The organism is Endozoicomonas sp. ALC013, assembly GCF_049310205.1.
Classification (GTDB): Bacteria; Pseudomonadota; Gammaproteobacteria; order Pseudomonadales; family Endozoicomonadaceae; genus Endozoicomonas.
On sequence record NZ_JBLYNS010000139.1, the window covers coordinates 1 to 12,875 of the forward strand.

Annotated in this window: 11 protein-coding genes; 2 read left to right on the forward strand and 9 right to left on the reverse strand. The window is 46.7% G+C overall.

Going from position 1 to position 12,875, the window contains the following annotated elements:
* The first annotated feature begins 263 nt into the window (after nucleotides 1-263).
* Nucleotides 264-1,031 carry a hypothetical protein gene (locus ACO6V1_RS19320; protein WP_422445942.1) on the forward strand — a complete coding sequence of 256 codons (768 nt, stop codon included), beginning with the start codon at nucleotides 264-266 and terminating at the stop codon, nucleotides 1,029-1,031.
* Between the two features lie 262 nt (nucleotides 1,032-1,293).
* Here the strand turns inward: ACO6V1_RS19320 and ACO6V1_RS19325 are convergent, their stop codons facing one another.
* From ACO6V1_RS19325 to ACO6V1_RS19360, 8 genes are all read right to left on the reverse strand, one after another.
* Complete coding sequence (locus ACO6V1_RS19325) at nucleotides 1,294-2,364, reverse strand: hypothetical protein (protein ID WP_422445940.1); 1,071 nt, start codon at nucleotides 2,362-2,364, stop codon at nucleotides 1,294-1,296.
* Nucleotides 2,361-2,843, reverse strand: coding sequence for a hypothetical protein (locus ACO6V1_RS19330; protein ID WP_422445938.1), 483 nt, complete (start codon nucleotides 2,841-2,843; stop codon nucleotides 2,361-2,363). The genes ACO6V1_RS19325 and ACO6V1_RS19330 overlap by 4 nt, the downstream gene beginning before the upstream one ends.
* A gap of 825 nt (nucleotides 2,844-3,668) precedes the next feature.
* Nucleotides 3,669-4,904, reverse strand: a complete 1,236-nt coding sequence (arsJ, locus tag ACO6V1_RS19335) for an organoarsenical effux MFS transporter ArsJ (RefSeq protein ID WP_422468087.1) — start codon at nucleotides 4,902-4,904, stop codon at nucleotides 3,669-3,671.
* On the reverse strand, nucleotides 4,904-5,911 hold the full coding sequence (locus ACO6V1_RS19340) for an ArsJ-associated glyceraldehyde-3-phosphate dehydrogenase (RefSeq protein WP_422468089.1): 1,008 nt from the start codon (nucleotides 5,909-5,911) through the stop codon (nucleotides 4,904-4,906). The genes arsJ and ACO6V1_RS19340 overlap by 1 nt, the downstream gene beginning before the upstream one ends.
* Before the next feature lie 4 nt (nucleotides 5,912-5,915).
* On the reverse strand, nucleotides 5,916-6,254 hold the full coding sequence (locus ACO6V1_RS19345; protein ID WP_422468091.1) for a metalloregulator ArsR/SmtB family transcription factor: 339 nt from the start codon (nucleotides 6,252-6,254) through the stop codon (nucleotides 5,916-5,918).
* Between the two features lie 206 nt (nucleotides 6,255-6,460).
* Nucleotides 6,461-6,661, reverse strand: coding sequence for a hypothetical protein (locus ACO6V1_RS19350; protein WP_422468093.1), 201 nt, complete (start codon nucleotides 6,659-6,661; stop codon nucleotides 6,461-6,463).
* A gap of 134 nt (nucleotides 6,662-6,795) precedes the next feature.
* Nucleotides 6,796-8,370: an AbgT family transporter gene (locus ACO6V1_RS19355; RefSeq protein WP_422460743.1), complete on the reverse strand. Its 1,575-nt coding sequence runs from the start codon at nucleotides 8,368-8,370 to the stop codon at nucleotides 6,796-6,798.
* Between the two features lie 177 nt (nucleotides 8,371-8,547).
* Nucleotides 8,548-9,345 carry a substrate-binding periplasmic protein gene (locus tag ACO6V1_RS19360; protein WP_422460745.1) on the reverse strand — a complete coding sequence of 266 codons (798 nt, stop codon included), beginning with the start codon at nucleotides 9,343-9,345 and terminating at the stop codon, nucleotides 8,548-8,550.
* A gap of 94 nt (nucleotides 9,346-9,439) precedes the next feature.
* Between ACO6V1_RS19360 and ACO6V1_RS19365 the strand changes: the two genes are divergently transcribed.
* The gene (locus ACO6V1_RS19365) at nucleotides 9,440-10,507 is read left to right on the forward strand and encodes a radical SAM protein (RefSeq protein ID WP_422460747.1); all 1,068 of its coding nucleotides are present in this window, start codon (nucleotides 9,440-9,442) and stop codon (nucleotides 10,505-10,507) included.
* A gap of 222 nt (nucleotides 10,508-10,729) precedes the next feature.
* Here the strand turns inward: ACO6V1_RS19365 and ACO6V1_RS19370 are convergent, their stop codons facing one another.
* Nucleotides 10,730-11,965 (reverse strand): hypothetical protein, encoded by a 1,236-nt coding sequence (locus tag ACO6V1_RS19370; protein WP_422445924.1) that lies wholly within the window; start codon nucleotides 11,963-11,965, stop codon nucleotides 10,730-10,732.
* Between the last annotated feature and the right edge of the window lie 910 nt (nucleotides 11,966-12,875).

Sequence of the window (12,875 nt, forward strand, 5' to 3'; positions counted from 1 at the left end):
ACAACTTAACCCTTACGATATCTGTCGTAAGGGTTTTGTCGTTTATAGGGCCTGTAAACAAAGGGTTAAACGCACTTCGCTGGAGGATTCGCCCTCCCCACAAACAAGCTATTTTCCACCTTTTTTTGCCGTTTTCTCTCTGCTCTCTGAAAAAGTGGAGGATTTTGCCTTGCGAGGTCTCCAGCGGTGTTTTTCCTTATTAAAGTCAGATTGTTAGGCTAAATGTCGTGCTGGAGGTTTCAGGGCGTAAGTCTGGTAGGGGCTTGGAACTAAATCTGGAAAAATATGCTTCTGGTGCTCATCAGCAAACAAGCTATTATTCTCGTTATTTCTATTTGAGATGTACTATGAATCTGAGAGATTTGTCTCGATCTGAGCAAGCTAAGATACTCGCAGATTATCATGACAACAGAGATATCGGTCGGGAAGTATTCGAAGGCATTAGTGACTGTTTGTCTGGTGATGCTGTCATTAAGTCAGCCAAAAAGCTTGGGTTAGCTGCTGGCAAGGAGATTATTGCTCAGAATGAGAATGAGCTAACGATATTGATGGATTATGCTTATCACAATCAAAGGAATGGGCTCTTTAATGCCATAGAGCGCTTCACAAACATGAATTCTAATGTGGTTGCGGAGTACCCTGAGTTTTTCAAAGCAATAAATGCGTCGTTTTATTCAGTTTTCTCTGTAACGTCAGTGACGCCGGGACTTGGAATCACGGTTGAGGATATGCTGACTGGAGAAAATATACACATCATTGATGTAGGCTTTTCACACTCTCCACGAGTTCCAAATATGTGTGGTCGGATAATTCCTTTTAAAGAGGGGTATTACTGTACTTCGGGTGCGATGCTGCCACTTTTCAAGGCCCACCAACAAGAAGCTGTAGATAGAATTCTGGTTAAGTTCTCGGCTCATAAACTGTCCATGCAACAGCCGGTTTTTTCAAAGAAGCAGGAAGCTGCTTTTCAGGCTGAAATCATTCGGTATCTTTTGAAAACGGATGCCTGTGAGAGAGTTGGCTTTATTTAGTTCACCATCCTTGATCGCAGCCAGGGTTTCATCAAATTGGCTGCGTAGCTCTTCAATCCAGAAGGTCACTTCGCCGGGTGTTTCAGAAGTGTTGGTGAGCAACATAGCTCAACTTAACCCTTACGATATCTGTCGTAAGGGTTTTGTCGTTTTTAGAGTTTGCAAAAGAAAAAGCGGAAGAATTGCCCCTTCGAGTTCTCCACTTTTTGTCTTTCAAGATTGGTGCGTTTGTTTAAAAATTTGCCGAAGTTCACACCGGTGGTTAGCAGGTGCTTTTCCAATAGGGTTCGGGGCTGGATTCAAAATGATCCCTGTTCTCGCCTCTTTTGGCCAATACATAACTGTGCCCGTGTGATTCGATTACTCTGATATTGGAAGCAGGAATTCCCGACTGGTTTAACAACCTCGAAAGTCTCTGTCCTTTGGTAATATTGCCATTACCTCTATCAATTCCCGCGATAGTAATAACCAGAAGCCCTCTGAGAGGGGCCAGCAGTTCATATATTTTCTGGAAGAACTCTTTTGCCTGCTCTTCATCCTGGTGGTCAAACTTCTCAATAAAGGGAATGTATATCTGGTCAAATGTCTTTGAAGCCTCAGTTTGTTGTGATTGATTATTATCGTTGGCAAGGCTGTCATCCATAAGTTCACCCGGATCAGGTGTGATAACCTGCATTACCCTGTCATTAATCCAGTCCGTCAGAAAATTATCAAAAACCCAGCCATAGGTTGGGTGAGTGCTTATTTGATCCGGGAATAGTTGAGATTGATCTGAGGGGAAGGGAAGATTAAAAATAGAGCGAAACACAGGCTCTTCATCGTAGATACCATTTAAGTCATTTAGCCAGTCCCTTAAATCACCATAGTTTATATGGTCATCCTTACTCAATATTCCTTGTGGCCAGGGATCGGACGGCGGACTGTTCTTGATCATTGAGTAATTGTCGTGAAGCCCTGAGTTCTGTTCAATGCTGATGCTGGTGCCGGGCGTCGCTCCGGCTGACATATCGGTGGCTGTTGAGCTAATACTTCCAGTGTCTTGAGTATCTATTTCGCTACAGGATAAACAGCCTGGAGTAGTATTTTCGTCAAGCTCGACTATTTGATAGTCGTTAAGTTCTTTGCTGTTAATTGAGGAGCTGTCGTGGGTAGCACAAGACGCTGAGAAATAAAGTGCTGCTGGTGAGGGTATCGGGTAAATGGGCAGCTGTTGTTTTGCAGCGGCAATGTCAGACGGTGACATGTCAAGCTGATTTATCGAGTCGATGGGGCTCAACTCACCGGTCAGTAAAGATTTGGCGCTGCCCGTAATCAGGGCTATCAGAGGAATCATTTGTAATCGGTCGCTTCAGATGTTTGTGCAGATAAAACGGTAGCATGCTTACCAGTGATCTTCTCTTGTTCCTGATCACAGGTATGCTTGAAAGCTTCATGGGAGGCACTCTGTAAAGCCTTCATTTTCAGGGACTGTTTCCGGGCTCGATAAGTAGCTTTCCCTTTTTCGGATTGTGTGTAAGCTCGTTTGGAAGCTTTTCCTCTCTCGGACTGTGAATAAGCCTTCTTGTAAGCCTTCCTTTTCAGAGATTGTTCCCAGGCTCGTTGGGTAGCTCTCCCTTTTTCGGAGTGCCTGTAAGCTCGTCTGGCAGCTTTTGCTCTTTCGGACTGTGAGTAAGCCTTCAGGTAAGCCTTCCGCTCCTTGGACTGAGAGTAAGCCTTCTGGTAAGCCTTTCCTTTCTCGGAATATGCGTAAGTCTTCCGGTAAGCTCTGCGGCAAGTCTTCCCCTTCTCAGAATTTTCCCAGGCTCGCGTCATAGCCTTTCCTCTCTCGGACTGTGACCAGATCTTATAGTAAGCCTTCCGTTTCTCAGTCTGTTCGTTTGTCTTCCTTTTCTTGGCCCCGGTACAGGGGATCTCTTTCCCGGGCTTAGCCTGAGCTTGTTTGGCAACGCTTACTTTCCCGTGCTGCGCGTTAGCCTTCCGGTCAGGCTTATCATGAGAGAGGGGCAGAGATTCACCAGAGCTGGAAGCAAAGGCATTAAAATGCAGCTCATTTCTTGCGGGAGGTATATTTTGTTGAAGCTGTTCACTATTTGTTCGAGGGTTGATTATAGAAACTGGCATTGCTCGCACAAAGCGAGGATCAACAAGATGTTGATTGTTGGGTAATGGATCAGTAACTTCACCAGGATTGTGATGAATATTAATAGCTGAGGAGCTTTGAGAGTAAATAACCCTGACTGGCACTTTTTTAAAGCGGGAATCACTGAATGGATTATGTAGACTTGCACTGCATGGAATCAAGTTGTTGAAATAATTACTGGGTTCAGTTTGACCAACGCGCAGCCCGAACACCAAACTACTTTGCTGTGGACAGGCTTTAAAAACCAATCCACTGCCTGACATAACAGACTCATACGCTTTTTGAAATTCCGCATACAGGGAGTGTGAGGTTAAATAGGGGTTAGTCATTGAATTATAGAATTAAAGGTTTACTGTGTGAGACCACTCGTTCTTATAAAAGTTCCTCTCTAATACAATCTGGTCAATACAAATTCTTCAAAAGCCAGCGCCTCATGAATGATGAGAACGCTGGTGGTTGGATGGTTGGGTTTGCCTGCTGTTGGGCAAGAATTGGTGTTACGGATGATGATCCGGCATCGTCAGTGAAATGATGGCAGTGAGTATGATAAAGAATGAAGAGATCCACAGGCAGGCTGCCAGTCCTCCCCATTGAAAAGCCAATCCCGAAAGCACGGTTCCGGTTAAACGCCCCATGGCGTTGGCCATGTAATAGAAGCCAACATCCATGGATGCACCTTCTTCCCGGGCAAAAGAGACAATCAGGTAAGAGTGCAGCGATGAGTTGATGGCGAAAACCCCGCCAAAAATCAGTAGGCCGATAATCAGACTCAACTGTGGATACCACTGGCATGTGATCGCCAGCGCCAGCAGGACCGACACCAGTAATAGCGTTGCTGACCATAATGCCAGGGCGGTGCGATTCTGGATATGCTGGTTCTCAGCCCCGGTAATTTTGGGCGCAATACCCTGAACCAGGCCATAACCAATCACCCATATAGCCATGAAACTCCCTGTTTCCACGTGGCTCCAGCCAAAAACGGCATTCAGGGAGACAGGAAGGGCGATGACAAACCATACGTCCCGGGAGGCAAAGAGAAAAAGGCGGGCCGCAGAGAGAGTATTGATGGCCTTGCTCTTGGAGAATATCTGGGTAAATTTGGGCTTGCTGCGGGCTTTACCCAGGTCTTTTTGCAGCCATATCAGGCTGCCTGCCAGTACCAGGGTCAATACAGACGACATGGTCAGCATGGCACTCTGAAAACCAATCAGACTGAGCAGGGCCCCGCCCAGAAAGAAACCTGCACCTTTCAAGGCATTTTTGGACCCCGTCAAAATGGCTATCCAGCGATAGAGTTTTCCCGCCTGCTGGCTACTGACCAGGGTTTTTATGGAGGTCTTCGCGCTCATCTTGTTCAGGTCCTTGGCGATGCCTGAAATCGCCTGGGCAAACATCACCAGAGGTATAGACAGGAACTGGGCAGGGACTGACAGCATCAGCAAAGCGGTGATCTGCATAAACAGGCCGATATTCATGGTTCTGTTCAGACCGATTCGGGCGCCCAGCCAGCCGCCAAGCAGGTTAGTGACTACCCCGAAGAACTCATAAAAGAGAAACAGCATGGCAATTTCCAAACCGGAATAACCCAGTGCATAGAAGTGGAGAACCACGAGCATGCGCAGGGCACCATCGGTCAGGGTGAAGTTCCAGTAGTTGAAGGTGATAAGCGAATAATTTCTTATCTGCTGTTGCCGGAACTGCCTGGTGTTTTCAACGTGGGTAGTCTCAGTCATCAGGCGTTCTCTCTGCCAACCTTGAGTGCCAGCTCGGCCGTACGACAGGCGTAGCCCATTTCATTATCGTACCAGGCATAAATTTTTACCATGCGCTGGTCAACCACCATAGTGGACAGTGCATCAATAATTGAAGAACGCTGGTCACCACGGTAATCGATGGAAACCAGGGGCCTTTCTTCATAACCGAGGATGCCGTTCAGTGAACCCCCGGCGGCGGATTTCAACAGCTGATTAACTTCCTCCACCGAAGTATCCCGGGATACGTCAAACACCATATCAGTGATCGATGCATTCGCCAGGGGTACCCGGATAGCATGGCCATTCAACCGACCCTTCAGATCAGGAAAAATCTGAGTGATGGCAGTGGCAGAACCTGTTGTTGTCGGGATCAGGGACATGCCACAGGCGCGTGCTCTTCTCAGGTCCTTATGGGGCGCGTCCAGAATCGTCTGGGTGTTGGTCAGGTCATGAACGGTGGTGATAGCGCCGCGGGTAATGCCAAGATTTTCGTGAATGACCTTAACAACAGGCGCTATGCAGTTGGTGGTGCATGAGGCGGCGGTGACAATGCGATGCTGGTTGGCATCATAGAGATTATCATTTACCCCCATAACCACATTCAGAACACCTTCTTCCTTCACGGGGGCGGTGACGACCACTCGTTTAACGCCCTGCTCAAGATATTGGTTAAGTTTGGCTGTTGCCTTGTGAACACCTGTGGCATCGATCACCACATCACAATCCGACCAGTTTACGGCAGTGATCTCTTTTTCCTGAAAGCACTCAATACTCTGACCATTGATGACAATATGCCGGTCGTCCGATGAAATGGTTTCCTGCCAGGTACCTTGTACTGAGTCAAATTCCAGCAGGTGGGCCAGTGTTGCACTGTTCCCGGCCACGTCATTGATTCTGACGAACTCAATGTCCGGCCAGTGCCATGCGGCTCTCAGTGCAAGTCTGCCGATACGGCCGAAGCCATTGATACCTACTTTGATCGTCATTTTCTTACTCCTTAACAGGGCGGTCAGGCATGGATTCCAGCCGACCGGTATCCTGCTGGTACTCACTTTTCAGACAGTTTGAGTGGCGAAGGCCGTCAACGATTTTGTTCATCCAGCCGGGCAGACTTTCTGCTACGGAATAGAAAATCCATTGATCTTTACGACGGGTTTTTAACAAACCATGATTTCGCATTTGTGCCAGATGTCGGGATATCTTGGGCTGTGGCTCATTCAGGGCAGATACCAGTTCATAGACACACAACTCACCTTGCCGGGCTATCAGTAGCAGGCAGCGGAGGCGAATTTCATCCGCCATCATTTTGAAGAACTCAGGGGGTAGCATCAAAATTGCTCAAACATGTGGATATGCGCATATTCGCATATTGTGGATAAAATACAAGTCAAATATGCGCAGGCTCACCAATTTTTGAGTAGTTGTGTGCTGGTATGATTATGGCGGGAGAATGAGGGGTTGGTTCAATTAGGTATTCGTTATTGAAGACTTAGAGAGCGCTTGCTACTCAGGCGGTAGAGAAGGGCGGTTCAGGTTTACATAAGATAAAGCATGGCCATAAAGACAAAGCCGGGCAGAAAAAAACCAACCAGGGCTCCGGATTCCCTGTCGCCCCAATGTTTCTCCGTCACCTTGCCGGAATAGTGGATGATAGCAATCCATGACAGCAGGCAGATAGCTGAAATCATCCAGCTGGTGGGTGTCATTCCCTCGATAATTTTCATCAGATTGAACACAATCAGGAGTCCTCTCAAGCATGGCTTACTAGAAAGATAGACTCTTTTTGATGAAAGAAGTTCCCTTCCAGGGGAGAGGTGAAAAATGGTTATAACAAAAAGGGGCCAGAGCCCCTTAAAGAATGAGATGAATATTACATGGCCGGGTAAGTGTAAGAAGCCTGAATACCCAGTGGCAGACCAAGCGCCCAGTAAGCCAGCAGGAAGATAGTCCAGCCGATCAGCATGGCGATGGAGTATGGCATCATCATGGAAGCCAGAGAGCCGATACCGGAGTTCTTCACATAACGCTGGCAGTAAACCACCACCAGTGGGAAGTAAACCATCAGCGGAGAAATGATGTTGGAAACCGAGTCACCAACACGGTAAGCCGCCTGAGACAGTTCCGGAGAGATGCCCACCGCCATCAGCATAGGTACCAGGATTGGACCAATCAGGGCCCATTTGGCAGAAGAAGAGCCGATCACCAGGTTAACGGTGGCGGTCAGCAGGATCATGCCAATAACAGTGATTTCGGCAGGCAGGTTCATGGCCTGCAGAACTTCCGCACCGCTCAGGGCCAATACGGTACCCAGGTTAGACTGGGAGAACGCGTACAGGAACTGCGCACAGAAGAAAGACATCACCAGGTAAGAGCCCATGGTGGACATGGTGCTGTTCATGGCAACCACAGTGTCTTTAGAGGTCTTGAAGGTGCCAGAAACTTTACCGTAGACAATACCCGGAATTATAAACAGGATAAAAATCAGCGGCACGATAGACTGCATCAACGGTGCAGAGAATGCTGTGATTTCACCGGTCGGAGAGCGCAGTGGCGAAGTCTCAGGAATCACGGCAGCAACCAGCACTGCGATACCTGCCAGCATAGCCAGGCCAGCGGCATTAAAGGCTTTGCTTTCTTCTGGCGTAAAGGAGCTAAGGTCTGGTGCTTTCTCTGCATCTTCATCCAGGGCAGCAGTTCCCCGCAGATGTGGCTCAACAATTTTGTCAGTGACATACCAGCCAATAGCGACGATAACAATACTGGACGCACCGGTGAAGAACAGGTTGGCCAGTGGGTTCATCTGGAAAGTCGGGTCCAGAATTTGTGCAGCCGACTGAGTAAAGCCCTGCAGCAGTGGATCAATACCGGAAGGGATAAAGTTGGCAGAGAAACCACCGGATACTCCGGCAAAGGCCGCAGCGATACCCGCTAAAGGATGACGGCCCGCCGCATGGAAGATAATACCGCCCAGAGGAATAACCAGAACGTAACCAGCATCAGCTGCAGTATGGCTGACAATGGCAACCAGAATCAGCATTGGGGTTAACAGTTTGACCGGGGTGACACCCAGCATTTTCTTGAGACCGGTATTGATGAAACCGGACTTCTCCGCCACGCCGATACCCAGCATGGCAACCAGGACGATACCCATTGGGGCAAAGCCAGCAAAATTCTTAACCATACTGGCAAGAAAGGCCGCAAGAGCAGAGCCGGTCAGCAGGTTTTTAACCGCCACAGTTTCACCGGTGGCCGGATGCACCATGTCCAGGCTCATCTGGGACATCAAGGCAGACAAAACCCAGACGATGACCATGCCATAAAGGAATAACAGTGTCGGGTCCGGCAGTTTGTTGCCTGCCTTTTCAACGGCGTTCAGGAAGCGATTCATCAACCTGGAATCGCCCGGTTTCACCTCCGGCATTGGAGAAGCTTCAGCTACACTCATGGATGACTCTTTCTCTTACTACTATTTATCGAAATGGTGATTATGTAAAGATTTTAAAAAATCAAAGATGAGATGCGGAATGATCCAGATCAATTAAATATAATAAAGGGAAGTGCAGTGATAATATTTAGAGATATTTTCTGATAAGGGTGGTGAAATTCGAGAGATATCACTGGGCTATCTCATACTGCTCTTTCGTTTTTCGAGACTGAACCCCATCCATTTGTAAAGACTGTCGTTTAATACTTTGTCCGCATAACCTGATTCCTGTCGATTAACCAGTTTCTCTGAAATTTGGTTGACGGGCAGAGTGCATCCAAGCGCTTTGGATACCGCAATGTAAAGATCAAAGGGGGAAAGCTCAACGGGCATTTTTTCCAGCTTGCCTTCCAGGTCCAGCAGGGAGACAAAAAGATCACCCTGGATCTGCGGGTAGATGGCGTAATCAACACGACCAACGTTCAGCATTTTCAGGCCCTGCTGTGCATGGAAGGTTTTCACAATACTCAGGTGATCGTCTGCGTACTGCTCAAACGCCTTGCTGAACCGGACATTTCGTGGTGCAACTCCTTTAAGATCCTTCATATCTGACCAGTGCCGTATATCACGCTGATCATCTCTTCGGGTTACAACCATATAGCTTTGCGTGTAAATAGGAGGGTAGATATGGTAGACCTCATTCAGGTATTTCTGCTGATAGATCATGGCCGGATTAATATGGATGATACCCTGGCGAAGTTTGTGGGTGACCCGATTGGCTCCGCCAAAGTAATCATTAATGACACGGATACCTTCTTCTTCAAGAATTTCAGTGAGCAAATCGGAGGCTGCGCCATGAGTGCTCTGGTAGTCGCCCCAGCTTACCGGCGGAAGGTCAGGATAACCGGTCAACACAACTTCTTTGCACATGGCGCTGTGTGCCAGCAGTTGCCCGGAAAACAGTACATAAAATACCAATACTGTAAATGTTCGCAAATGCTTGTCCTTTATAATGTCTTTCTTTTCAGTCCTTGATGACCAAGGGCTCAAGCAAATTTAATGATAACAGAAATCCACTCTGGTATGTTGTATGGGTATTGATATTCGTCATCTGAAGGATGGTTGTAAAATAGAAGACAGTGATCACTTTCGGTCAGCACGCATCAACAGTCAGGGGTATTGGTGTTCTTTCAGGGATGGGGCATCGTTCTATCGCCGTTGCATGGATGGCTCAATAGTGTTGGGTGCAGAGGCGAGGCGACTGCCAGCTGGTGAGATGGACAGGGTGCTTGAGGCGTACCAGGGGTGGATCAAAAATATTGCTGCTGATAATAAAGTCATTCGGGCAAGCCAGCAGCTAACCAATAAAGATTATAACGATGTTGCTGACCTCTATCGTGAAGTCTATTCCGAAGAAGTCACCATTCTCCCGCCTGACCGTTATGGCGATATTGTTATTATGCCAGCAACAGGGTGTCCGAACAGACGGTGTACGTTCTGTGCCTTCTATAAAGATAAGCCCTATAGGGTTCTTAATGAACCGGCGTTTGCTCAACATCTTGCTGATGTAAAAGAGCTGTATGGTGCAAAGGTGCATTCATCTCCCGGTGTATTTCTTGGCTCAGCGAATGCAATGGCTCTGTCCCAGAGGCGACTGATGTGCTGTTTGGCATTAATAAAGGAAAAGCTTGGCACTTTTAAAAGGGAGGTTAGTACATTCGCTGATCCTGATTTCAGTGCAAAACGGACAACAGCGCAGTGGAATGAGTTGCGTGAGAGCGGTTTGCGTCATTTGGTGATTGGTCTGGAAACCGGTTGGGGTGAGTTAAGAGCCAACCTGGGGAAATCAGGAGACCTTGATAAATGTATAGCCATGATTAACAGTGCCAGGCGGGCTGGGATCCATATTGGTCTGACGCTGCTGACCGGAGCGGCACCAGGGGAGTTAAGAAGAGAAAATCTGAAACAAACGTTGATTACCCTTGAAAGTCTGGAGCTTTCCGGGGGGGATCTCATATACCTGTCACCGCTGAGCAAAAATGGCTTTGTGCACGATGCCGCTTTAGAAGAGCAAAGTGAGATGATGACGGTGATAATGACGATGACTGAGGCGAAAGTGGTGCCTTATCAAATGCAGCGTTTTCAATATTTCATGTGAACTGAAGACGACCGTCTTTTAATGTTTGCAGCAATGGTGGATTGATCGAAAGAAAAACAACCGGTTGTGTTCAGTTGAATAGTCCAGATGATAAATGCTTACGTTTAATAAATGAGATTATGTTCCTGACTTAGTAAATTAGCTTTACAAAGCTCCCATTAACAACAATGGGAGCTTTGCTATCGTCATTAATAAATATTCAAGCAACCTTGCCTCGGGCGCTTAGGGCTCATTAGTATCTATCGAGATTCTTATGAACATAGTGTCATTCTTTACGTATTTATCCAGGTTCTGTGTGGATAATTCCAGTATACAAGGGCAGCCAGAAGCGATGTTGCGCTCCTTTTTAGGCCTTTGAAAAGATGAAGAATAGGGGGCGGGGCGAAAAGCATCATGCCTGTCTTCGCCGTGCGTCAGATCAAGAATATTAAAATGGACTTTGTGTCGGAACGGCCAATGCAGGGTTTCATCGTAGTCACCTTTCATCACCACTAAAAATAAGCTGATATGCGTTCCTTTTCCCAAGCCGTCACCATTCAGGTAGAGCTTTGCACACAATTTATAGCCATAAGTGTTTGTAAAGAATACAGGGGAGAATAGGATATTCGTTTTACCACTTATAGCATCATTTCGTTTGGCAGTGAATTGATCAATTTTCCAAAGCAGGGTGCCGTTTGTGGTTACCGGATTTCCTTGTACGGCTTTGGCTTTGAGAAGTTGATCTATCAAATGAAATGCATTGGCCAGTTGGTTTTCAAGATCTTTAACAGTATGGCAACATTCTGTGTTGCGTTTTTCAAGGTCAGTGATGCGTTGCTCGAGTTCGGATGTCAGCGAGGGACTGGGGTGCAGTCTTGGATTTTGAGGAGAGAAGTAAAAGGCCCGGGTAAGCGTTTGCAGTTGTTGGTTCAGTGAATCAATTTTTTTATCCAGTGACTCTATTTTTACATCAATCAGGGATTCTTGCTCTTTGAGCATTAATTGCCTCATCTGTTCTACCTGTTTTATCAGCTTTTCCACGCGTATATCAAGCGCTGAGTGGCTTTCGGTAGCCTCCGAACTCGCGTGTTGGAGCATGGTTATCCTGTCTTCCAAAGTAAAGTTTCTACATACGGCAATGTGCTTAAGGAGATCCCTATAAAGCCCGTGCCATTGACAATCAGTATTTTCATTGGTGGTGTTTGAAGGGCATTGATATAGATGTGTGGATTCGATTTCACGGGAGTGAAATTTGTCCGGATAGGTCTCGGAGTTATCGATAGGGCAACGGTATACCTCTACATTATCCGGGGTGCCTGGTTGTTTGGTGCGTGGGTTTGGTTGCTCGTGCTTCAGGCAATGACGACACAGCAAGTGAATAACTTCATCAGAGCTGCAATGGTAAAGTTCTCCAGGCAGGTGATTCATTTTATTGCAATATACTACTTTTTTCGTGAATAGTTCAGGCATTTCGGTCATAACCTGAACGCCACGGTAATAAAAACTGGTTATGTTTTTTGATGGGAGTGTATACAGACTACTTGCTATTGATGTGTTAGTAGAGGTTGCCCGGCTGTGGGGCGTGTTAAGTGATAACTGACCTGCGTGCATTTGATTATCCACTCATTACTGGTTTCAATAACCATTCGATTATGAAACTGCATGAAAGTTCCGACCAATAATGCTTTGTCATGCAAAGCCCTCTCAGGTGGAAAGCAACCCGGCACTGTAGAGAGTGGTATTTTCATTGTGTAGCCAATTGAGCACTTGTTTTACCGACTCATAGTGATGCCCATAATCTCTATAAGTCAGTTGGCGTAGGTGATTGTACGTAAAACCATCATCGCTTATTGATTAACATCAAAACTTCTCTATTATTTGCACCACTTCCACGGACTGGCCCAAACGGTCATCCACGGATCAGCAGAATGAATCATTATCGCTGACCGGGAAGTGCGGTTTGAAAATGGGTTGTTTGGATTGAATGAAAAACAACCGGTTGACAAATCAAACTGGCGCGGTAAGATGCGCATCCGCTGACAGGGCTTGAGAGCAACGTCAGTGAGTTGGAAAGCTTCTTTCTTCTTCTGAAAAATGATCGCTTGACAACGAAAGTTGCCACGGTAAGATGTGCAGCCTTGCTGATCGGCGCTGACTGCTGAATCAGCGATTAAATCGCCACAGTTTAATCAGTTCTTTAACAAGATATCAGACAATTCGTGTGGGCGCTTGTGCGATTGCATCGGTTACAAAAGGCTATCACCTTTTGTTAATAGTTAAATGCGACGCTTAAGCGAACATACTCGTTAATTTGCAGTAAGTTCTATTGAGCATATAAATTTTTCGCATGAAAAATTTAAACTGAAGAGTTTGATCATGGCTCAGATTG